This window comes from Bradyrhizobium erythrophlei (assembly GCF_900142985.1).
Classification (GTDB): domain Bacteria; phylum Pseudomonadota; class Alphaproteobacteria; order Rhizobiales; family Xanthobacteraceae; genus Bradyrhizobium; species Bradyrhizobium erythrophlei_B.
Map to the genome: position 1 here is coordinate 2,131,680 of NZ_LT670849.1, position 21,221 is coordinate 2,152,900.

The 21,221-nt window shown below is 55.1% G+C and carries 21 protein-coding genes and 1 tRNA gene; 13 read left to right on the top strand and 9 right to left on the bottom strand.

Features of this window, described 5'->3' with window-relative positions; all coding sequences use genetic code 11:
- Positions 1-89: 89 nt before the first annotated feature.
- The 3 genes from BUA38_RS09970 to BUA38_RS09980 form a co-directional block, all read right to left on the bottom strand.
- Complete coding sequence (locus BUA38_RS09970) at positions 90-581, bottom strand: hypothetical protein (RefSeq protein WP_072817771.1); 492 nt, start codon at positions 579-581, stop codon at positions 90-92.
- A 154-nt stretch (positions 582-735) separates the two neighbouring features.
- A complete protein-coding gene (locus tag BUA38_RS09975) occupies positions 736-2,445 on the bottom strand; it encodes an FAD-dependent oxidoreductase (protein WP_072817772.1) in 1,710 nt (569 codons plus the stop codon).
- A gap of 73 nt (positions 2,446-2,518) precedes the next feature.
- Positions 2,519-2,728 carry a hypothetical protein gene (locus BUA38_RS09980; protein WP_072817773.1) on the bottom strand — a complete coding sequence of 70 codons (210 nt, stop codon included), beginning with the start codon at positions 2,726-2,728 and terminating at the stop codon, positions 2,519-2,521.
- Positions 2,729-2,934: 206 nt separating this feature from the next.
- Between BUA38_RS09980 and BUA38_RS09985 the strand changes: the two genes are divergently transcribed.
- A tRNA-Thr gene (locus BUA38_RS09985) sits at positions 2,935-3,009 on the top strand.
- Positions 3,010-4,543: 1,534 nt separating this feature from the next.
- On the opposite strand, the gene BUA38_RS10000 is transcribed toward BUA38_RS09985, so the two are convergent.
- Entirely contained in the window at positions 4,544-4,762 is a 219-nt protein-coding gene (locus BUA38_RS10000) for a hypothetical protein (protein ID WP_072817775.1), read from the bottom strand.
- 690 nt (positions 4,763-5,452) lie between these two features.
- Here BUA38_RS10000 and BUA38_RS36630 point away from each other — a divergent pair.
- The 7 genes from BUA38_RS36630 (at position 5,453) to BUA38_RS10035 (ending at position 11,112) form a co-directional block, all read left to right on the top strand.
- Positions 5,453-5,950, top strand: coding sequence for a hypothetical protein (locus BUA38_RS36630; protein WP_156898472.1), 498 nt, complete (start codon positions 5,453-5,455; stop codon positions 5,948-5,950).
- A gap of 154 nt (positions 5,951-6,104) precedes the next feature.
- Positions 6,105-7,259, top strand: coding sequence for a hypothetical protein (locus BUA38_RS10010; RefSeq protein ID WP_072817777.1), 1,155 nt, complete (start codon positions 6,105-6,107; stop codon positions 7,257-7,259).
- A 162-nt stretch (positions 7,260-7,421) separates the two neighbouring features.
- Positions 7,422-7,886 carry a hypothetical protein gene (locus tag BUA38_RS10015; RefSeq protein WP_072817778.1) on the top strand — a complete coding sequence of 155 codons (465 nt, stop codon included), beginning with the start codon at positions 7,422-7,424 and terminating at the stop codon, positions 7,884-7,886.
- The gene (locus BUA38_RS10020) at positions 7,886-8,581 is read left to right on the top strand and encodes a hypothetical protein (RefSeq protein WP_072817779.1); all 696 of its coding nucleotides are present in this window, start codon (positions 7,886-7,888) and stop codon (positions 8,579-8,581) included. Before BUA38_RS10015 ends, BUA38_RS10020 begins: the two co-directional genes overlap by 1 nt.
- The gene (locus tag BUA38_RS38760; protein WP_072817780.1) at positions 8,578-9,120 is read left to right on the top strand and encodes an HK97 family phage prohead protease; all 543 of its coding nucleotides are present in this window, start codon (positions 8,578-8,580) and stop codon (positions 9,118-9,120) included. The genes BUA38_RS10020 and BUA38_RS38760 overlap by 4 nt, the downstream gene beginning before the upstream one ends.
- Positions 9,121-9,298: 178 nt before the next feature.
- Positions 9,299-9,628, top strand: coding sequence for a hypothetical protein (locus BUA38_RS10030; RefSeq protein ID WP_072817781.1), 330 nt, complete (start codon positions 9,299-9,301; stop codon positions 9,626-9,628).
- Entirely contained in the window at positions 9,628-11,112 is a 1,485-nt protein-coding gene (locus BUA38_RS10035; protein ID WP_072817782.1) for an AAA family ATPase, read from the top strand. The genes BUA38_RS10030 and BUA38_RS10035 overlap by 1 nt, the downstream gene beginning before the upstream one ends.
- 252 nt (positions 11,113-11,364) lie before the next feature.
- Here the strand turns inward: BUA38_RS10035 and BUA38_RS10040 are convergent, their stop codons facing one another.
- Together BUA38_RS10040 and BUA38_RS10045 are read right to left on the bottom strand one after the other, a co-directional pair.
- Positions 11,365-12,093: an iron-containing redox enzyme family protein gene (locus BUA38_RS10040; protein ID WP_072817783.1), complete on the bottom strand. Its 729-nt coding sequence runs from the start codon at positions 12,091-12,093 to the stop codon at positions 11,365-11,367.
- Positions 12,090-13,496, bottom strand: coding sequence for a hypothetical protein (locus tag BUA38_RS10045; protein WP_072817784.1), 1,407 nt, complete (start codon positions 13,494-13,496; stop codon positions 12,090-12,092). Before BUA38_RS10045 ends, BUA38_RS10040 begins: the two co-directional genes overlap by 4 nt.
- 514 nt (positions 13,497-14,010) lie before the next feature.
- Here BUA38_RS10045 and BUA38_RS10050 point away from each other — a divergent pair.
- Positions 14,011-14,337: a hypothetical protein gene (locus BUA38_RS10050; protein ID WP_072817785.1), complete on the top strand. Its 327-nt coding sequence runs from the start codon at positions 14,011-14,013 to the stop codon at positions 14,335-14,337.
- Between the two features lie 46 nt (positions 14,338-14,383).
- Here BUA38_RS10050 and BUA38_RS36635 read toward each other — a convergent pair whose 3' ends face one another.
- Complete coding sequence (locus BUA38_RS36635; protein WP_156898473.1) at positions 14,384-14,659, bottom strand: hypothetical protein; 276 nt, start codon at positions 14,657-14,659, stop codon at positions 14,384-14,386.
- Between the two features lie 102 nt (positions 14,660-14,761).
- Here BUA38_RS36635 and BUA38_RS10055 point away from each other — a divergent pair, with 102 nt between their 5' ends.
- A complete protein-coding gene (locus tag BUA38_RS10055) occupies positions 14,762-15,352 on the top strand; it encodes an HK97 family phage prohead protease (RefSeq protein ID WP_072817786.1) in 591 nt (196 codons plus the stop codon).
- Positions 15,353-16,023: 671 nt separating this feature from the next.
- Here the strand turns inward: BUA38_RS10055 and BUA38_RS10065 are convergent.
- The gene (locus BUA38_RS10065; protein WP_072817788.1) at positions 16,024-16,725 is read right to left on the bottom strand and encodes a GIY-YIG nuclease family protein; all 702 of its coding nucleotides are present in this window, start codon (positions 16,723-16,725) and stop codon (positions 16,024-16,026) included.
- A gap of 2 nt (positions 16,726-16,727) precedes the next feature.
- Positions 16,728-16,979, bottom strand: coding sequence for a helix-turn-helix domain-containing protein (locus tag BUA38_RS10070; protein WP_072817789.1), 252 nt, complete (start codon positions 16,977-16,979; stop codon positions 16,728-16,730).
- 793 nt (positions 16,980-17,772) lie between these two features.
- Between BUA38_RS10070 and BUA38_RS10080 the strand changes: the two genes are divergently transcribed.
- The 3 genes from BUA38_RS10080 to BUA38_RS10090 all read left to right on the top strand — a co-directional run bounded on the left by BUA38_RS10080 (position 17,773) and on the right by BUA38_RS10090 (position 21,151).
- The gene (locus BUA38_RS10080) at positions 17,773-18,933 is read left to right on the top strand and encodes a tyrosine-type recombinase/integrase (RefSeq protein ID WP_072817791.1); all 1,161 of its coding nucleotides are present in this window, start codon (positions 17,773-17,775) and stop codon (positions 18,931-18,933) included.
- Positions 18,934-19,215: 282 nt separating this feature from the next.
- Positions 19,216-19,725: a toll/interleukin-1 receptor domain-containing protein gene (locus tag BUA38_RS10085; RefSeq protein ID WP_338076353.1), complete on the top strand. Its 510-nt coding sequence runs from the start codon at positions 19,216-19,218 to the stop codon at positions 19,723-19,725.
- Between the two features lie 697 nt (positions 19,726-20,422).
- Complete coding sequence (locus BUA38_RS10090) at positions 20,423-21,151, top strand: outer membrane beta-barrel protein (protein WP_072817792.1); 729 nt, start codon at positions 20,423-20,425, stop codon at positions 21,149-21,151.
- Positions 21,152-21,221 lie beyond the last annotated feature (70 nt).

Consider the following 21,221-nt stretch of genomic DNA (forward strand, 5'->3'; position numbering starts at 1 on the left):
ACCTTTACGGCGAATTGATGGGAAGGACGCAGGTACCGCACGCTCCGGGGGGCGGGTTCTGGCCCGGCCCCCGATAAAGCGAGGCCGGATCAGGCGGGACGGAAACGCCGCACCGAAGCGATGATCGCGATAACAAAGAGCACGAGGACAACGCCCTGGGTCACGGCGAACGGCGGCTCGCTTGGCGGCACGCTCGGCGCCAGCTCATGCAACGGGCCGATCTTGAGGAAGCTCTGGATCACCAGCACGAAGACGTTGAGATAGAGCGAGGTAACCGCCGTGATCACGTAGATCGGACGCCACGCCCCTGAAAGCATCTGACCGTAGAGCGCGAAGCAGGCGATCGCCAGCAGCACCAGCGACAGGATCGCGATGATGTGCGAGGGCAACAGCTTCTCGAACGGAAACATGAAGCCGGTGGCGTTGGTGAGAATGGTGGTGAGCAGAAAGATGGCGGTCATGCCAGGCATCGACTGCGACTTGAACAGCCCGTACAAGACGACGAGGCCGGTGACGATTCCGATCAGACTGATGACGACGTGCAACACCGTGACGGCATGCAAGCTTAGACCGAGCATCATGACGCGCTCCCCCTTTTTGGATCGCTCAATGCTACGGCCGATCGTTTGAAATTGCCACAGCCTTAGCTCACGACAGCAATGACCGTGTCACGGAATTTTTGCAGCGCTGTCATGCCGACACCAACTCGCGCGCAAGAAATCTTGTCCGTCGCCTTTAGAGCGACGGCCGTGCGGAATCATTGAGATAGCCGTGCAATGCGGCAACGACCTGCGCGCCCTCACCGATCGCCCCGCCGACGCGCTTGACCGAGCCCGAACGGACGTCACCCACTGCGAAGACGCCCGGCACCGAGGTCTCCAATGCCGATGCGGGAGAGCTTGCGCCGTTCGACACCCCGGTAATGACGAAGCCGGCCCGATCGACCTTCACGCCACAGCCTTCGAGCCAGTTCGTTGCCGGATCGGCGCCGACGAACAGAAAAAGATTGCGGGCATTAAACCGCATCTCTTCGGGCGACAGACGGCTGCGCCAGCGCACGCATTCGAGTGAAGCTTCCTTGGCGCCATCTAACCCAATGACTTCAGCGTTGAAGATCAGTTCGATGTTTGACGATGCTTCGATGCGCTCGATCAGATAGCGCGACATGCTGGCGCCAAGCCCGCCACCGCGGATCACCATCTGAACCTTGCTGGCATGGCCCGACAGGAAAACCGCGGCCTGCCCCGCGGAATTGCCGCCGCCGACCAGCACGACCTCCTGACGGGTGCACAGGCTCGCCTCGATCGGCGAAGCCCAGTACCACACGCCGCGGCCTTCATATTCGGCGAGGCGTTCGATCTGTGGCCGGCGGTAACGTGCGCCGCTGGCGATCACGATCGCGCGCGCCCGCACCACATCGCCATTCTCGAGTGTCAGGCCGAAGACGCCGTCAGCGCGCGAGCAATCGAGCGATCTCACCTCGACGGGAATCATGATGTCGGCGCCGAATTTTTGCGCCTGGTTGAAGGCGCGCGCCATCAGCGCATGGCCCGAGATGCCGGTGGGAAAGCCGAGATAGTTCTCGATGCGGGCGCTGGCGCCGGCCTGGCCGCCGAAAGCCCGCGTGTCGCAAACGGCCACGGACAAACCTTCGGAGGTGGCATAGACCGCGGTCGACAGCCCCGCGGGCCCGGAGCCGACGACGGCAACGTCATAGACCTTGTCCTTGGCGACGGCGCGCACCATGCCGATGGCACGCGCGAGTTCGGACTCGCGCGGGTTGCGCAGCACCGTCCCGTCGGGCACGACCACCAGCGGCAGTTCTTCCGGTAGCGGCGAATAGCGTGCGATCACGTCGGCAGCGTCCGCATCGACATGCGGGCAAAGCAGATGATGCGGATAGCCGTTACGGGACAGAAAGCCCTGAAGACGAATGACGCCTGCGGAAGTCCCGGGTCCAATCAGGACCGGGCCGCCTGCGCCGCCGCGGATCAGGTTGACGCGGCGAAGGATCAGCGCCCGCATGATGCGCTCACCGAGGTCGGCTTCCGCCACCATCAGCGCGCGCAACTTGGCCGGCGGCAGCAACAACGTGGTGACATCGCCCTCGGCATGGCCGTCGACCAAAGCAGGGCGTTCCGACAACTGGCCGATCTCGGCGAGGAACTGGCCCGGCCCCTGATCGATGATCGGGGTGACGCGGCCGAGGCCGTCGCGCTCGCTGATGGCGACATGGCCGGACAAAACGACGAACAGGCCGGGGCCGACCTTGCCGGTTTCAAACAAGGCTTCGCCGTGCTTGTAATTGCGCTCCTCGCCAAACCGGCGCATCCGCGCGATCTCCGGCGCGGTCAGTGTCGGAAAGGTCTGCTCATAGCGGGGAAATGCACTGGCGAGATTAGCGGCGCCGTTTGCTTCTTGTCCTATGATGGCTTGTTTTGACATCACCCACCTGATCCGAAAAATCCGCTTCTTCGAGGGATATCCTCCAACCGCCGCATCGCAGCCAGCCGGATATTTACCCGGGGTTCTCTTCGTCACCCTCGCCGACCACCTCATCAGAGACGGACGACGTTGGCATCAAATCGCCCTTGTAATCGCCCTTGCCTCTGGCTTGCGACTTTCTGCGCTTGAGATTTTCGCGCAGCGCGAGCTTCAACCGTTCCTGGCGCGCGTCCTTCGGCGCCTTTCCGGCCGGCCGCCCACCGCCCTGCCCGTCATCCTTCATCGCCGACCTGCTCGCCTACGCCGCCGCCATCCGCCTGGCCTGCATTGGCCGAAACCGGGCTAAAATCGAAAGAAGCCAGTTATAGCAGTAAATTACGGCGATTTCGGCTTCCGCCGGGCCTTTCCCGTGCTTGCGCGACCCCTGACCTTGTGGCAAGGATCGGCCGCCTTGTAGGGCCTTTTTGGCCGATTCTCGATGCGGGGCACGCTGCCGTAGCTCAGTGGTAGAGCACTCCATTGGTAATGGAGAGGTCGACAGTTCAATCCTGTCTGGCAGCACCATTCTTGCTAATAAAATCAAACACTTTGCGCCGTCAGGCTTTGTTGCGATCGGCGGCAATTGGCATCTGCACGCAGAACGAAGCATGAAATGGCGTGCAGTTACGTGCAAAATCCGTGCAGCAGGTTCGTGCGATGTTCCTATACAAAATTGGGTACTGGCCTGTTTCGACCCCAAGCGGCCTAGTTTGAAGTTAACAGTGGCCTGATTTGATTTTTCTAAATTTGAATCGGACAAAGGACCAATTCGTGAACCAATCGTTAATTTCTTTGCGGAGGTGAGCAAAACAGAACAGCGCTCCCGTATTGCAGCGCGCATCGTCGGTTCCATCACCGGCCTTGTAATGGCATCCATCCGGTGACTGAGAGTGTAGCGCTCCCGCCAGATGTGAGGGACCACATCATGGGCGAGTTTTACAGACCACCATGCCCGAAATGCAAAACCCAAACTATGCTGGCGCGGGTTACATCCGGCCGCCTGGGTTTCCATATCCGCACCTATGAGTGCCCGGTTTGCAAAGAAATCCGTCAGACTGTCGCCGATTTGGCCGACCCAATGAAATCCAGAAAAACCCAAGGTTGGCTTCGCAGCGACTTGCGAGCACCGACGTAAGGCCGCCTCAGCGGGCGGCCTCTTTCATTCCGGCTGCTAGAATCGAAAGGGGTCACCTCTCGGCGACCCCAATGGCCGGTAAAAATTTGTGCGTGATGAAAATCTCAGCCCCGGCAAGGGCCAACGTAGAGTTTTCCGCAGGACCGGATAGCCGGATCAATACCGTCTACAGCACTGTCCTAATTGGCACAGCACCCCCAGTGGGTTACTGGCTTGTTTCAACCCATAGTGGCCTAGTTTGAAAATAGCAGTGGCATAATTTGTTCTCTGTAAGGACCACGTCAGCCAAAGCCTCTACAAAGAGCCATCCTTTGCGTTGGACGGCTTCGATGGACGAATGGCTGATGGATAAGGCCACGCTTCTCGGCTTTCAGTTCCAAAACTGGATGGTCGTGACTTTTGCGCTGATCCTTGTCGCAAGCCTCATCAACATTTCCGAACGTCGCTAGACGATAAATAAGGGATGCTGCTTGAGTCGAATCGACATAGTTCTATTCTCCTTCTGGGAGACTATTCGTGCGCAGCGTTGTTATCTTTCTAGCTCTGCTGTTGTCGCTGCCTAGCATGGCAAGCGCAGCCATGCTTACACTCTACAGCCCGTTCGACATGATCCATAACGGGCACCATGGGAATCCAAAGCCAGCCGCACCGCACGTAGGCCAGCCGCCTTTGGTTACTGGCGATGCCCTCGGAGGCTGTGGGCGTGGCCGCAATCGCGATTCTGCAACTCATCGGTGCAGAGGCCCGGCTGACCTGCGTTAAAGGCCGCATCAGTTGGCCGCAACACGTCCTTTGCCGAGACATTCTTCGCACGCTTTATAAATTTTGACGCCGGGTTTCGTTGGATGCTTCACGACTGTGAAGCCGCTCCCCATGCACTCAGTGCATCTGGTCTCTGCTGGCATCATGACAGGCTTCTTCATCTTAGCCCACGATTCCCTTTAGCGCTCGAAACATTTCCTTAATATCACTGAGCCGAAGCGGCTCGTCACGCTGTCCGCGAAACTGATTCATAACACTGAGTTGATTGGCGGCTATAGCATCCTGTTTGTGCTTGTCTTGCTCAGCGAAAAAGTCCTCCATGGCCTTCACAAAGGCACGCGCGACGTTCGGCGGAAGATCGATCGGCTTGCGGGTTACCATCCCTTAGTGCCCATCCTTGCTGGCGCAAAGTTCGGCCGAATGTCCGCCCCGCGTGTTCCGCACGCCTTGCAGACGAAGCGCGGCTCAAGATCGGATAGTCGGAGATCGTCAGGCCATCCATCCGCGCTGATCTTCAGGTGATGGCTGCAACGGTAGTCGGAGCAATAAATCAGGAGGCCGTGCACGCCGGACTGCCGCATCTCTCCAAGGGTGATCTTTTGCTCACGCATCCCCTATTGATTCCGGGGATCGCGACGAGAGTCGAGCCGCTAGGGATTGGGGCAGAGCCGCGCCGCTAGTATGTGGCTTGTGCGGCATGTTGCAGATGAGCAACGGGTAGTACAGCCACCATGCTTTTCGTTCGGATTCGTGATAGAACCCCGACACGATTGATGAAGACAAGAGCCACCTAGCAAATTGTTTCTAAATGCTATACAAGGTTGGAACTGATTTCTAGACCAAAGCAATTTTGAATATCGCCGCGTCGGGACACGCGGCACCGGGGACACCAAAACAATCTAACAGTTCGGCGCAGCCGCATAGTGCGCGGAGCGATGACGGCCGCTTGGGCGGGAGTAACCGTCAGTTAACCCCCAGATTATCTTTCAGGTGCTAAACCCTACTCCACGGCGCGACCGAATACGCACCTAGCGATAAGAAACGCTTTTTACACAGAGAGGAACCCCTAAATTGAAACTCCTTCCGGTTGCCGACGCACCCAAGTTCGTTAAAGACATCGAGCCCGGTGTGATGTTCTGCCTAACGCATAAGACTGAAAAATGTTTTGGATGGAAATGCATAGAAGTCGGCACCAACTACGCCTACTTGGTCTTTTCGACACCTTTTAGAAACGTTCAAGCTTTCGAATTGGTGGATGCCGAACCGCTTGCGGATGAAATCGGAATTCCATTTACTGACGCAAAGTTACTGCCGAATTCCGCGACAATGGAATCTGCAAGGACGCCAGAAGCAAAAGCTGGAACGCTGCTCGTAAGCCCCAACGATGCCGGCTTGGTTGTGACGAAACAACATCAATCATTTATTTTAAGCTTGGACAGCGGTCAATTGAGTCCAGCAAATGCTGCGGCGTGGGTTTCCTATCCAGCCTGGGAAATCGTCAGCCCGGTCGATCCAAAAAATGTCGAGAAGGGAACCAGCATTCTTACATTTTCCGCCCACCCGGCATAGGAAGGCGCGCGTTGGCGCTACGTTTATTTTCATTCGTGCCCGCCAAGCGTTTCGTCGGATAATTAATTTCAACAACACCGCGATCAACACGGGACGCGACCCGACATGCCGAACGGCAGCGGGAATATTTTGGAAAAGCAAAGGCAAAACAACTATGGACGACGCACCTACTAACGTCACCGGCGACCCGATTACGTGCCCCGTTGTTCTCAATCTTCTGGCCAAGCCGCTCTTCGCAGAACGCCGTTCTGGAATCGCAACGAAAACTTTCCTGCCGGGTGAGAGCAAGCGAGACGGCGTACCGTTCAAAGCATCGCCAGCAATTCCATATCTCGGCCCGCCGAAACATCGCGAACCGAACGATAGGCAGAGGCGCGGCGCGTGGCAGTTGCAAGAAGAATATCTCAAGGACCGGCTTGGAAGGAATAAAGAAGAGAACAGCCGACTTTGGAATACTGCAATCTGGATCGACCGCCACTATCGAGTTTTAATGACGCCAGCAAAGGCGCTCCCACCTTTGAATATCTATGTCGGCGACAAAATATCGCAAAGCAGGGAGGGAACGGGAGCGCCAACCGGGCCGGATGATGAGGCACCTGATGAAGCTGCAAACGAAGGATTCGAATTCGAAAGTATTAACGTTGGTGATGAGGGTGGCAAAAGCGGTATGCGCGTAATGGACGAGCATGGAACAACCCGCCGTCTTGAAATCAAGGCCGATGACTACTCAGTGATACGCCTCCTTGATGCGCTCAATGAAATTGACGACAGGTCGAAGATAGATGTTAGCGGTCTAATTCGCGAAGCACCGCCTCTTCTGCCTCAAACAGATTTTCCAAGTTCCGACCAACGGGCCGAGTCGGGCCAGATTGTTCGCATGTTGAAGTTGGAGATGCGTTCGCTATGGCACCCCGTTATTCGCGCCATTGCGCATCACGCAACAATGAGCAGTCTTGGAAAAACGCAGGGAGTGGGAGACGGCGTTGCCGCAGCGGTCGGACGCCAACGCGTCATTGAAGGATTGCGGGTGGCGGAGTCGATCAGGAAGGGGCGGGGGCGACCTGAATTCGTTTCACGACGCACGTTGGAGCCGTCTTACAGCGTCACGACGTGCCTATACGGAATCCTTAGAGACATATTGACTCACCTTGCAGGGGAGACATTAGACAATCGCCGCGCTACTTGGCCGCCCTATCGGGATTGGCCCGCCTCATCTTGCTACATTAACGGGAAGAGCTTTTTGCGGTCTATGCCATTCGCAGCAAACGACAATCACGGTGCCATCGCAACAATTTGCGACGCTGCATAGGCCCCCTCGGGGGGGTCTATCCGAAACCGGTATAGTCTAAGTATGGAAGGAAGAAATTCCTCCCCGCTTTTCCAAAGCAGACTCCTAGCCCGGTCCACCCCGCAGTGGATCGGGTTTTCTTTTGCCCATCATATTTTCACGTCCAAAACATAGGAGATATCTATGACCGCGAAAGCGGACTTGCTCTTGAGTGCCAGCCAAGTTGCAGCGGTTACCGGCGCTTCTGCAAGATTGCAGGGACAGCGCTACGCGCATCACATTTACACACATTCAGCGGGCGACTCGATCCCGTGTGGCCACGGCGACGATCGCTATGTGACCATCGGAACAGCTTATCGGATTGCGATCATCGAAGCTTGCGCCAAGGCTGGCGTTCAAATCAGGACCGCAGCCAAGTCGGCCCTTCTCTTCGCGGAAGACCAACGCACACGGCACGCCAATACGCTTTTCGATTTTTGCCGGACCTTGATCGTAATCAAAGAAGGCAACGCCACGATCGTGGCCGCGCCGTTTGACGCGTTGCTTACCGACGTTTGTGGCAAGGACGGTGCGTTCGTCATCGATTTGGGGCCGATCATCGCTGACGTAAATCAGAAGCTTTCTCAACTCAAGTCAAGGAAACAATAATGCCTTTCTATCGCAGCCCGACAAACATTGACCCTCTCGCGCCTATTCACATCACGAGCGCGAACCTAACTCGCCTCGCGAACGCGCTGGATGCGCGTCGGCAAGATCGCCTTAACCTTGGCGCTGAATATCGCGTGCTCGCGAACCGTTTGCGGCCGGACATTGGTCCAAGCGTAGTGCGCTACGAGCGGCCGGTAGAAAAAGCGACCATAGACCTAACTGATCACCGTCCGGTGCCGGGTAAAATCGACACGGCTGGTGCCATCGACGAAGACACGCGTCGTGCTGACGACGTGGCCCGCATCGAGCGGGGCGAGTCTCTTGAAGACCTGCCAGATATCAGGACTCAAATGAATCACGTCGCACGTAAGGCTCAGGCTACCGAAGTGGTGATTGAGAAACTTGAGGCTGAGTTTCGCATAGAGCACGCCAAGCTTTCAGCGGCGTACTGTAAGCCTCTGAAGCCCAAGCACGACGCCGACATGAAAAGGTTTTTCAAAATGTTAGGCGAGGCTTACACAGTCTACTCAGAAATGCAGAAGACGAAGCGGGACTTGGTGGAAAGCCAGATCGGGTTCGGCGGCCTATTCGGTGTGAACCTTGATTTCCTTCGCAGCGAAGATGTTCGGACCGCCTTTAACGAAGCGAAGGCGGCGGGTTACGTCGCTTCGATTCCAGATTTGTTACGCGTGTGACGTACAGCGGACTTGTTCTGCATGGATATGGATTCCGGTTCGATACGCTTTATCGTCACAACGATCGATGGAATTACATCTCACCGGGCGCGTTCGATGAGTCGTTGAAATCGGCTCACGTCGTCCGAATGCTCCTAGAGCACAACGACGATCTTGAGTTTGGCAACTCACAATCAAATCTGATTTTGCACGCAGATGAGTATGGGGTGGCCTTTAGATGCCACCTTCGGAAAGATAAGATCAGTGAGCATGTCACCGCTCTTGCTCAGAGTAAGGCGTTCCTAGATTGCTCTATTGGCTTTACATACGCAGCGTCTAATACGACGACACATACTGTAAGTCAGAATCCGGTTCATTTCATTAGCAAAGGTGAGCTTCAGGAAATCTCTTTTCTGAGGGCCGGGGCTTGTCCTGAAACCAACGCGACGTTGGAAGATGCCGATAAGTGCGGGCCGCTCTTCTCGGACTGCAAAGCTTCGCGGCTCGTGAGCGACAACAAGTTCAATCACCTTATACGAACGTTACGGGATATCGAATAGTTTTAAGACTCCCGCTCTGTCGTCATCCCGAGCAGAGTGGTGATGCGAGCGCGGACAGCATCTATTGACGGCGGTGCTGTCCGCGTACCGCTAAGATTTACTTAGACAACCCGACGCACGCGGGCATTTCGTCCTTAACCCCTGCCGGAATTTCACCGGCTACTTTGAAAAAGATAAAATGTTTGAATTACGAAAAACTGACTGCGCCGAATCCGTTAGCTATGGATTGAACCTCACAAAGGATTGGCGAGATAAAATGACGGCCCGCTATTCAGATCCGCGCAATGCTCGCGGAGCTGAGTGTCTGGCGAAGTTGGCAGCCGAAGCGGCTGGACTAAGCGACGCGGATTACATGCAACTTCAACCCTACTTCGAATCTGGCGGTGCTCCTTGGCGAGCCGCCATTAGCAAAGCAGCTAGGGCTGTGGGATTTAAGCACCGGATCAAGGATTTCCCAACCTTCGTTGAACACCTCATGGAAGTTCTCAATGAACCGGTGGCAGCGTGATGGCTGCTCTGCCCGTGAAGGTTTCAAGTATCGCTTCGGCGGAAGTCAGACCGCGTCGAAATACAGATGCGGAAATCGCACTAAGAAAAGTTCTTTCTGACTGGAAAGGTGACTTCGTCAATGACGCCTGTCATGCCGCAACCCAAATAGGGAGTTTTCACTCCGGTGGCTGGCTCGGACACAAGGCCAAGGAGATTGTTCTTGAAGAATTTGATCTCAGGAAAGTGGACGATATCCACTGGTCAACGGTGCATGCAGCGTTCAAGAATGGCTGCGACGCCGTTATTACTCCCGCACAGCTAAGGGCCAGGTATCTTCCCGTTGCTGCCAACGATAACGAGTTTTTCGAGCCAACCGTTTTCGAATGGGAAGACCCTGCTTCAATTCCGGTGCGTGACTGGATTTACGGCAGACACCTGATACGCCGTCACGTCTCGGCGACCATTGCGTCCGGTGCAGTCGGAAAAACATCGCTCAAAATCGTTGAAGCATTAGCCCTTGCTACGGGCCGTCCCCTGCTCGGCCAAGATGTGCCCAAACCTTCGCGGGTTTGGTTGTTCAATCTAGAAGACGACAAGGTTGAACTTCGCCGCCGCGTCAGTGCGGCAATGATTCACTACAATATCAAGCCAGAGGATATTGGGGACAGGCTGCACATAGATGGCGAGAAGTCGTTGGTCATTACTAAGACGACGCGCACGGGAACAATCATAAATGTCCCGGTGGTTGACGCCGCAATTGAGGCCGTCGAAGCCTTGGAAATCGATGTTCTGTTCGTGGACCCCTTCATAAGCAGCCATGACGCCCCCGAAAGCGATAGCGGAGCGATGGACTTGGTTATGAAGTCCGGCTGGGTCCGCGTGGCTCGCGAGGGCAATTGCGCCGTGGAGCTATGCCATCACACGACGAAGGCAGACACTTCCAGTGGAATGGCAACCGCTATGTCCGGGCGAGGCAGCGGTGCGGTGGTCTTTGCTTGCCGCTCTGTGATGGTTCTCAACCCGATGACCCACGAAGAGGCCAAAGCTGCGGCGCTTCAAAGTCCATCGGGCTATTTCAGCGCGAAAGATGACAAGCAGAATCTGACACTCAAGACCGGCAGCCGCGATTGGTACAAGATGGAAAGCGTTTCGCTCGGCAATGGCGGTACAGGTAATCTTTCCGGTCTGCGGTCGGACAACATCGGCGTTGTCACCCGGTGGCAGTGGCCGACCCAAGCTTCATTTGTGGAAGGAGTTACGAGCCAGCAACTGCTATCTATCCAAGATCGACTCAAGGCCGGGGCATACCGCAAGGACCCACAGGCGAAGGCATGGGCTGGCTATGTGGTTGGCGAGGTACTTGGGCTCGGCTCTACGAAAGAAGTGATGACGGGCCACGACAAGCAGCGTGTCAGGCGGATGTTGGATACGTGGCTCAAAGACAAGCAACTCGAAGTCTACGAGCAAAAGGTCAATCGCGAATTTAAGGAATTCATCGCGTGATCCGCCAAACCTGCGGTACCCGTAGGTACTGCAAGTGTTGTGCAGGTGTAGCAACTACAGTGCCGCACCACCCCCACCCTTTCTTAGGGTGGGGGTGGTACGGCAGTGAAGGGAAGAAAAATAAGGGTTTGGCAAAGCCGCCCAATGACCGCTGCCGGGGGGAACCCAGAAGCGGCGGTATGGGGACAAAACCGACGCGATTGACCCATCACGCAAGTCGTGAGGCTTCTATAGAATCGAGCTTTCCTTCGGCTATCGAGCAGAAGCGACTATAGCGCGCTCGAACGCTTCGTCCCACACGGGAAGCGGGTACACCTGGTGAAAATAGTCAAAACAGCGGAACATTGCCGTTGGGCTTTCAGGATAACGCGTTGCCACGTCTAATATCAGGTGCTTGATAAAAACGGCGTGCTTAGCATCCTCTGTTGCATGCTCGATAATGAAGCGGAATCCGTCTGTTGGTAGATCCCGAGCTTTGATAAGAGGCAGCAAAGCTGCTGTAGCCAGCGCTGTGAGCTCCTCAAAAAGATATTCCGCACCTAAATACCCTAAGGGATCTTCCAACATCGCCATACGCCACCAAACCGCGGCAACCGCAAATGTGGCAGGTGAGGGCTTTGCTTGTACCTGCGGCTGGCCCCCCAGTTTCTGATGGTCCTCGGCCGCCCAGATGCCGTGCTCGGCCTCTTCCGCCTTATGACCACATAGAGCCTGGATCAGCCGGACATCGCCTTTCGGCAAGCGGCCGAACATATGGAATCCCGCTTCCGTGGTGTGAGCCTGATACATGACCACAGAGCGAAATATCTCTCTAATGAACCTGACAATGTCTTCACGCGGGGTATTAGGATCGTGAAGGAATTTCCATCCGCGCCACTCCTTGACCTGCGAGAATACCTTTTCGACTCGAGCATCGAGCTCGTTAAAGGTCGCGTGGGCTTCTTCCGAGTATTTTCCTGTCTCTTTTGCTACGTGATTCATGCGCGCACCTTACTGCTATTTCGAAATGCAAAAGCATCGAACACTCTTAGAAATATAGAGCGAACAGCGGAAAGCGCTTCTCTATTCCGCAGATTCAATATCATTACAACCAGATCGCCCGCGAATTCGTCGTGGTAACTGTCGCTGTGCTGAATCCAACCCATTTTTTTGAAAAGCCGGACATAGGCTGGTTTCGTAGACATAACGGCATAGTTAAACCCGCTAATCATTGCTACTCGAAAGGCCTCCTGGACCAGAGGAACTAATTGAAGACGCGCTCGGATGCCCTTCGCCAAAACAAGTTGCGAGCAGAGCACAATTTTACCGTAGTCCGATGGGGCGAAAGGAATGTGTGAACGCAGTCGCAACAAGGAGTCGCCTTGGAGTGGATCGTTGGCTTTCGACAGTCGAACGCCCCCTACGCACTTCGTGCGGACAGTCGCAACAATATTCACGCTATCCAGATCAATTGGCTCGAGGAAGCAGCGGCTAGATGGGTCGGCGTATGGAGACAACTTCGTGTCGGTTTTGAAATTCATCAAATATCGAAGCTCGCCTATCTTTCGCAGGTCCTGTGATGTCTTTACCAGCGAGACGCTATATTTGAACATCGAAGCATGAAACTTTCTGCCCTCATCTTTGAGAATTGGCCACCCGGCCGCCGCTCGATCGAATGAAAACGCCCCGACAATAGCATTCATTTTTGGCTCAGGCCCTTTGCGAAACGTAAGTGCATCATAAACTCGTAGGAATATGGAGCGAGTAGAGGAAAGAACTTCTCTGTTCCGCAGGTCCAGTATTAAGACGCTCAAATCGCCGGCAATTTTTTCTCGGTATCCTTCTCCAAACGGGATGAACCCCATTTTTTTGTAGAGCGGAACAAGGGCCGGACGTGCAGATAAGACGGCGTAGTCAATTCCATTTGTAAGCGAAATTCTGAAAGCCTCTTGAAGAATGCCAGATATTTGAAGTCGCGCGCGTACAGAGTTTGCTAAAACTAACCGCGAGCATACGACCACTTTATCGTAGTCGGCTGGACTGAAAGGAGTGTGCGAAAGTAATCGAAACAGATACTCATCGTCAAAAGCATCGCAGGCTTTGGTCAATCGAAGGCCCGCTATACATTCGCCGCGCACCGTTGCTGCCAAGTTCACACTTCGCAGGTCAATTGGTTCAAGAAAACAACGCTTAGAGGAGTCCGCGTGAGCGTAAGGTTTTTTGTCTTGTTCGATATACATCGAGTATCGGAGCGCGCCGATCTTTGTCAGCCCTTCCGATGTTTTTAAAATCGTTATTGCCCGTTTGATTGTCCAAATACGCCTCTTACGTTTGGCGTCATTTTTAAGAACTGGCCAAATGCGCGCGACTTGATCGAGCGAAAATGTTCCGGCCACATCATCCATTGACGATCTCGCCTACCAAACCGTCGAAAAATAACCGCATGAAAATAAATCGAGCAGCAAAAGTGCAGCGCTTTACCTAATGGTATCTTTTCGATATTGTCTCCGTCAAGCTTCGGCCATATTCTTGGAGCCCGGCTTGGGGCAGTCAAGCGCTGTGGCGAATGCTGGCGCAAAACCGGCATTGATCGGGAAAGCGCCCACGTCCGTTGTTGGGCACTTTTCGGACATGGCGCAAGGTGCGATTTGAGTCCGTTAAGCGCTCAAGGACGGACATCCACCAAGGCGTAATCACCTGCCAACCAGACGGATCGCCTTTAGCGCGGTTCGCGCCCAGACAGCGTGCCTGTTGGCAACAGTCCAACAACGATTGCAACCATGCCGGAAGGCTACGAAGGCACGGGGGCCAACCATCCCTGCTCGCTTTGGCCGCGTGACTGACCAGCCGTCAATGTTTTACGTCCACAAAACCCAGAACCTTCAGGATTCCATGGCTAGGCCAAGAAAACCGACCGCTATGCTCGAATTGCTCGGCGCATTCAAACGCAATCCAAACAGGAAGAGAGAACGACAAAATGAACCCATCGTAACGACGCCGCTCCCTGATCCACCACGACGGGTCCCGAAGCCGGTCAAGGAAACTTGGCAGGAAATGCGCGAACGCGGCTGGTGGCTGACAAGCGCCGATAGATTCCTCGTCGAAATCGCAGCTACGCTGATGGCACGATATCGGTTAGAGGAAATCAAATCCGGCGACGTATCGAATTTAATTGGCGTGCTAAGCAAGCTCGGATTCTCTCCGAGAGAACGCGGCGCGCTGAATCTGCCAACGCGGACGACTTAACGTGCCGCGACCCACTCAACGATGCGGACTTCCTCACCGATTTGCTCTAATTTTTTAGACCGCGCTCGACCAATAAAGAACGAAGCTCGTCGATCCTTTGTGCAAAATCCAAAGCGTTGACCTTCAATACATCTAGCGCGAGGCTTCGATGACCCTCGCTTTCTAATTCGGCGATGCGGTCGTTAAAGGCGTTCAGTTCCTCTTCCAATCTTTGGATTTCACTTTCGACAGGGAACCTTTGTGCCGGAACCTTCTTTGCGACTGGTCGATCCTTAGGACGACCTGTCAGCCTATTACCGCCTCTTGAATTGTGAGTGGCCATCCCTTCTCCGCTAACGCCCGGCGAATCTAACTCGCGAGATATCATCGCGGCACACTACTAAACACCACCATTGCTCTCAAATAGTTTTTAGGATTTAGACTCATGGACCACATCTATTGCCCGCTCGAAATCAAAGCAGGCTCGAATGACGACGATGGAACGTTTGTCGGATACGGGTCAACATTCGGTAACGTTGACGACTATGGCGATACGGTAGCTCCCGGCGCGTTCCGAAAAACGATTGCAGACGCGAAGAGCGGCGCGGCTCAATGGCCTGCACTACTCTCACAACATTCCGATGTCCCTATCGGCATCTGGACCGGCATGGAAGAGGACGAACGCGGCTTGAAGCTGAAAGGCAAGCTGGCGATCAACACACGGCGCGGTGCGGACGCGTATGCGCTCTTGAAGATGAAACCACGCCCCGCGTTCAACGGGTTGAGTATTGGCTACAGGGCGAAAGACTTTGATTTACATAAATCAGGTTCGGGTCCGAACGGCGCGAAGCGAACGCTGAAGGCGGTTGATCTAGTAGAATGCAGCCTTGTGACAGTTCCCGCTGACAGATTCGCTCGCGTTGGCGGTGTTAAGTCATGGCTTGAAGAAGAGTCCGAAGCGCCAGCCATGACGATTAAAGAACTGGCTTGGATGGATTTCGTGGCGTTGCGGCGGCTGACCGAGACTCGTCGGTGACAGATGACAGTCTTAGGGAGGGGAAGACGGCGCGAGTGTTTCAAATACCATGACTTTCCCGTCGGGGCCCTTCAAAGCGCAATACCAATGCCGCAAATTGTCCGGCGACCTGATGCGGTGTTGGTCTAGGAGGCCAAGCGTTTTCTTCGCGCATTCTGTCGCTTGGGTCAGGTTAACAGCACTATATGGCGGGCGAGACTGCAATCGTCTTAACTTCCCCCGATGTAAATAATTGCCAGTCCGGCCATACAGCCTAAGGAATTCATCTTTGGTCAAAGCGCTGCCTGCCGGAGCTTCGTCAATATGTACGGAACCCTTGGGGTTGCCGGGACCCGGCGGTAATACCTGAATCCTAACGGGTTCTGGGAAGGATGTTGCACTAAGGGGTGTGAGGCTTTTGATGATCTTGTCGGCGTCGTATTCGTCGCGAAGCTTTTTGAGATCATGTTGAGTGAAATCGCCATGTGCTATCAGACAGCCCAATCCTACGATCTCGCACAATAGGCGAATTTGCAGGTAAATAAGTTCCTCAAGTATCATGTCGGGGAGCGATATCCTGCCGCTTAGCGCTGCGTCCATAGCTTCTACTCTGTATCGTGCTTCCTCCATCAAGTTAGCGTACAGAGATTTTGGCAATAGCTTCGACATCGTTCGCAGCTTTCGCGTTGCGCCTATTGGTATTTTCGACGCTTAAACGCGGCAACGTCTGCGCGATCAAGCTTAAACCATTCACCATTAGCTCGCTTGTCTGCAAAACGACGATGCCAATAACCTTCGATACCGGCTGGATCGTCAGTCCTGATGGAGTGTTCGAGGGTAGCGCTGTCGGGCAGCGCCACACGTATTTCCTTAACACGCCGCTCCAATTCGTCGCTCCGGCCAATTTTGTAGTGTGAACCAGAACGGATCAGATAAACAAATCCTTCTTTTATATTGGACGGAATCACCGGAGTCGGTGCGAGGTTGGCACTCAATATTTTTTCAATGTCGGCGCGGTTGTTCGCCACCGCCCATTCTAAAAGCTGACGCGGTACGTTCTTCAATGAACCGAACTGCCTTGTGATGCTCTTGGTGCTAGGGAACGCTTCATCAATCTTACTGTACATCCGAAGCTCCATCGCGGTCGGAAACTTCCGCAGATGGATGCAGGCTTCAGCGAGCTTTTCTAGAAAAAACTTCTCTTCATGTTTCTCCTGTTTAACATTCGGTTCGAAACCGGCTTCGGTGACGGCATCACCCCAACGTGCCCACAAAACTCCTCGCCATGCACTTTGGCGGATACCAGTTTCATTCTCAAATGTACGCGAACCCGGAGGCTTCCCACCATCTGCTTCGGCGAGACGCTTTATTTCTCTTAGTATCGTTTCTCGCACAGTCACTTCCCGCGCTTGATCTTCAGCTTTACGCCGACATACTTGCTATCGTTTTCGAAGATGATGCCAGCGCCTTCTAGGGAGCTCATCATTGCCGTCAAGTTGTCGGATCGCGGCTCGCGCTTACCAATTTCGAATTCGGCTACAGTCGATAAGGCTACGCCAGAAGACTCGGCTAGTTGAGTCTGCGACCATTTCAGAAGTGCCCTTGCTGCACGGCATTGGCTGGAATTCATGTTGGAGTTGTAGCGCATTCCGTTTCACGGAGTCAGGCATTTTGTAACCAGTTTCGATGCGGCCGGATACCCGGAAGTGTATCGATTTTCGGTACAGCTAAGTCAGTATTTTTTATTGACTCCTCAATTTCTTGTACGCACACTTGGCGGGCCGCGAGATTCCTTGCGGCTGTATAGGGGGATACGTGCCAGCACCACACAAGAGGACTTTCAATCAATTCGGGACACAGAAATCGTTACCGCCTCACTTCGGGCAAATCGATCCACAAGCGCCGTTTGATCCCAAGCGGTTTTTTACTATGATGGATCGTCTCGGATTCAATCCGCACGTCGGATATCTGATCGACGAAGAAAAGATTCAGTTGATTTTAAAGTTGCCGCCTCCGTTGAAGACTGCGCTTCAGAAAAAACGCCTGAGGGACGTTTGTGCGTGGGAAGCAGCGCAAGACCCAACGCGAGAGAAGCAGTTCAACTATCTAAAAAACATTCTGACAAGTCTGAACTTCGGGTCGCGTGGTCCGTCTAGCGCTGGCAATCGATACTTCGAATGCGCGATATAGCCTAACGAGTTTTTTCAAACGCGGCCGTCCCGGTGGGGCGGCTTCTACATTTTAGGGGAAATGAAATTGCGAGCTGCGAACGATAATGAACCGATTGGGACTATCTACAAATTCGAGGAAGCCGCCGCTAAATTACGGGTTGGGAAACGCTCGCTTCAAGACATCATCAAGCGACATCCGCACTACGCAAAGAATGGCAGGACCTATCTGTTTTCTGAAAATGACATTCGATTAATTTGGGAGGGGATGCATTGTCACTCAAGCTCGTCAAGCGATCAGGTTCGGACCACTACTATCTCCGTGGCACCGTCCGCAAACAGTCTGTATTCGAAAGCACGGGCACTGACGACAAGAAGGCCGCAGAGGCAATCCGCATCAAACGTGAAGCTCGCCTCTTAGAGGATAGTGTTTACGGCAAGCAATCTACCGTTACGTTCTTCGAAGCCGCGGTTTCATACATGGCGGGCGGTGGCTCACCTAGATTTCTAGGAGAGGAAAAGAATGGGCGCTGGACTCGTTTGCTTGGCCATTTCGAGAAAACGAAATTGCATTCCATTGGCCAAGACGAATTAGATGCTGCGGCAAATATTTTGTACCCCAACACGTCTGCGGCGACTCGCAATAGGCAGTGCCACGCTCCTTTTATTACAGTTTGGAATCATGCCGTAAGGAACAAGTGGGCTGAACCACGGAAATGGGTTCGGCCTCGTAAGCCGAAGGGCACGACTGTAAAGCTGACCCCGAAGAAGTATCGGGCTGGGACAACGCCCGTGGCTTATGACTACGCCGCGAGGTTTGTGATGGCGATGTCGCCAGCCCCAGCGATGCTTTTGACGACGATGTTTTACACCGGAATGCGCCCCATCGAATTGTTCGTCATGGAGGACTATCAGCTTAACATCGAAGGTCGATGGGTCACGCTCGATGCAAGTAAGACCGGCGAACCTCGTGGCGTTCCCATGCACGAAGTATTGGTGCCGCTGTTCACCGGCCTTTGTAAGCGCGGCGGCTTCTTGTTCCGAACACCACGCGGCAAGCCATATGAGCCGAAGGAGGACGAAGGCGGCCAGATGAAAACTGCGATCAACGGTGCGCGGCGGCGGTCAGGAATTAGGGATATCTCGCCTTACACCGGGCGGCATTCGTGTTCGACGCAGTTGGTGGTCAACGGCATACACCCGCACATTAAGGATCAGATTATGGGCCATGCGGTTGGCGACGATATGAGCCGTCATTATACCAACGTGCCGCAGCCTAAGTTGATCGAGGCCATTAATACCCTGCCGGTAATCAATGAGTGGGCAAATGCGCCGTGGATGAAGGACCCACTGAAGTGGGCCAACAGGCTCGCCGCAGGCACGGGCAAGCGAAACGACCTAGTGGGTCGAAGGGACGAAGTCGCTTTGCGCTAGCGCTTGAGAGCGGCGATGGCACCCGGTACCATGAGCCGCATGGCTAGATGCACAGCACCAAGATTTGGCCACCGCACGGCGAGCGGTCGAGCGGCCTGCCCTGCATGCGGTGGGCGCGGCTACGGCGGTTATGGCGGCGGCTACAGCAGCTACAGTTCGTACTCGCCCCCATCCTACTCGCCCCCGTCTTACTCATCGTCGGGGAGTAGCGGGAGTGGCCGGAGTAGCGGCGGCGGGTCCGGCGGCCGCGTAAGGGCGCGATGGTCGCGAGCAGGCTCGTCCGTGACGTACACGCCGGCCGAGGTGCAAGCGCTCACGCCGGTCCGCGAGAGCGTCGAAAAACAAGCGTTCCTTGACCTTCGGGATATGTTTCTCTGCCATGCGTGGGACGACCGCGAGGGGGCCGCCAAGGAACTCCACGACCTGCTTGAGGCACGCGGTGTCAAAGTCTGGTTCAGTGAGAAGGACGTAGGCCTCGGCGTGCCCTTGATGCGCGCCATCGATAAAGGCTTGGCGGCCTCGCGGATCGGAATCGTCCTTGTCACCCCAGCGCTGCTGCGCCGCCTGCCAACGGAAAGCATCGCCGACAAAGAACTTTCGGTACTTCTAGCTGGTAACCGTCTCGTTCCCGTTGTTCACGGAACGACATACGAAGCCCTCCGTAACGTCAGCCCAATGCTCGCCTCTCGAACCGGCTTAGATACCGCAGAGAATACGATGGCAGAGGTCGCGACCAAGCTCGCCGATCTAGCCAATCCCAAACCTATCGCCGAGGAGGCGGCCCGCTCCTAGAACCGGCACACCCGTGCAAAATCCGTGCGGTGTTCAAAAATAGCGTCAGAAGTTCTTGAAAAACATCACTTTCTAACTTTTGGCCCAACCATTGGTAATGGAGAGGTCGACAGTTCAATCCTGTCTGGCAGCACCAGCCCATCCCGACGGCTAGCGGATTCGAAGCTCGAGCCGTCGTCGTTAAGTTCCGCGATCGGCGCGAAGCAATCTCAAACCATCTTCCAGCATCGCGGGCGAGGCGACGAACGTCGAACGCACGAACAGCGTCGGAAACGATTGTCGTGACGCTTCAGCGCAAACCGGCGTGAAGGAATTTCGAGGTGCGCTTGACCGGCGACAGTATCCCTAAGAAGCCTGGTTTGGGTTCGAAGTGCCCAGCCCGAGGCGGCCAATCTCCGATATTCGAAGCGTTCACGAATTCGTTTGGATTGCGCCTGTGGGACCGCGCGCGATCTCGGCAACCGGTTCCCGCCGTTACCGTATTGCGATGCGCAACTGCTTGAAATTAAGGCTTCTTTAAAGCTTCATTAAGCCGTCACTAAGCATAAATTTCTGTTGTTCCCCAATACGTTGGGTTCTCCCCAGGTGTGGCGGATCGGTGACAGCTTTTTACCCAAAAGCTGGCTAAGTGCGCGCCATGGACGGCGCAGAATGCGCACGGTCTGAAAAACGTACTACTCTCTGGAGAAACCTACCAATGAAGAAAGTTCTACTCGCAACTGTGGCTCTCGTCGCCCTCGGCGCGACCGTGCCAGCACTCGCAGCCGATCTTGCGGCACGCCCCCAGTACACCAAGGCGCCGGCCTATGCCGCTCCGCTCTATAACTGGACCGGCTTCTACATCGGCGGCCATCTCGGCGGCGTGTTCTCGGACAACAGCAACTTCGGCGGCCTCACCACCGGCAACAACGGCAATGGCCGTTTCCTCGGCGGCGTGCAGGCTGGCGCCGACTATCAGTTCAACCCGAACTGGGTGATCGGTGCGGAAGCCCAGTACTCCTGGATCGCCGGCAACAACGGCAGCGTCGTGTTCCCGGGCGGCTCCACCTACACCAACAACCAGCGCGGCCTCGGCTCGCTGACGGGCCGTATCGGCTACACCTGGGGTCCGGGCCTGCTCTACGTGAAGGGCGGCTATGCCTACTCCGACAACAACGAGTCGGTGGCGGTTGGCGGGACGCCGGTCGCGTTCGCGACCACTGGCGATCATCAGAACGGCTACACCATCGGCGCCGGTCTGGAATACATGTTCACGCAGAACTGGTCGGGCAAGCTGGAGTATCAGTACTACAACTTCGGCAACGCCAGCTTCACCACGCCGGCCACGCTGGCTCAGTTCGGCAGCTTCCGCACCGACGACCACGTCGTGAAGGCGGGCATCAACTACCGTTTCAACTGGGGAGGCCCGGTGGTCGCGAAGTACTGATCTTCGTCTGATCACTTGGTGAGAGAAAAGGCCGGCGTAGCGCCGGCCTTTTTAATTTTGCCGCCTGCTG

Excerpts from the sequence above, each read along its gene's own strand:
- BUA38_RS09970 (WP_072817771.1), bottom strand. The coding sequence starts at position 581 with ATGATGCTCGGTCTAAGCTTGCATGCCGTCACGGTGTTGCACGTCGTC.
- BUA38_RS09975 (WP_072817772.1), bottom strand. The coding sequence starts at position 2,445 with ATGTCAAAACAAGCCATCATAGGACAAGAAGCAAACGGCGCCGCTAAT.
- BUA38_RS09980 (WP_072817773.1), bottom strand. The coding sequence starts at position 2,728 with ATGAAGGATGACGGGCAGGGCGGTGGGCGGCCGGCCGGAAAGGCGCCG.
- BUA38_RS10000 (WP_072817775.1), bottom strand. The coding sequence starts at position 4,762 with ATGGTAACCCGCAAGCCGATCGATCTTCCGCCGAACGTCGCGCGTGCC.
- BUA38_RS10010 (WP_072817777.1), top strand. The coding sequence starts at position 6,105 with ATGGACGACGCACCTACTAACGTCACCGGCGACCCGATTACGTGCCCC.
- BUA38_RS10015 (WP_072817778.1), top strand. The coding sequence starts at position 7,422 with ATGACCGCGAAAGCGGACTTGCTCTTGAGTGCCAGCCAAGTTGCAGCG.
- BUA38_RS10020 (WP_072817779.1), top strand. The coding sequence starts at position 7,886 with ATGCCTTTCTATCGCAGCCCGACAAACATTGACCCTCTCGCGCCTATT.
- BUA38_RS10030 (WP_072817781.1), top strand. The coding sequence starts at position 9,299 with ATGTTTGAATTACGAAAAACTGACTGCGCCGAATCCGTTAGCTATGGA.
- BUA38_RS10035 (WP_072817782.1), top strand. The coding sequence starts at position 9,628 with ATGGCTGCTCTGCCCGTGAAGGTTTCAAGTATCGCTTCGGCGGAAGTC.
- BUA38_RS10040 (WP_072817783.1), bottom strand. The coding sequence starts at position 12,093 with ATGAATCACGTAGCAAAAGAGACAGGAAAATACTCGGAAGAAGCCCAC.
- BUA38_RS10045 (WP_072817784.1), bottom strand. The coding sequence starts at position 13,496 with ATGGATGATGTGGCCGGAACATTTTCGCTCGATCAAGTCGCGCGCATT.
- BUA38_RS10050 (WP_072817785.1), top strand. The coding sequence starts at position 14,011 with ATGCTCGAATTGCTCGGCGCATTCAAACGCAATCCAAACAGGAAGAGA.
- BUA38_RS36635 (WP_156898473.1), bottom strand. The coding sequence starts at position 14,659 with ATGGCCACTCACAATTCAAGAGGCGGTAATAGGCTGACAGGTCGTCCT.
- BUA38_RS10055 (WP_072817786.1), top strand. The coding sequence starts at position 14,762 with ATGGACCACATCTATTGCCCGCTCGAAATCAAAGCAGGCTCGAATGAC.
- BUA38_RS10070 (WP_072817789.1), bottom strand. The coding sequence starts at position 16,979 with ATGCGCTACAACTCCAACATGAATTCCAGCCAATGCCGTGCAGCAAGG.
- BUA38_RS10090 (WP_072817792.1), top strand. The coding sequence starts at position 20,423 with ATGAAGAAAGTTCTACTCGCAACTGTGGCTCTCGTCGCCCTCGGCGCG.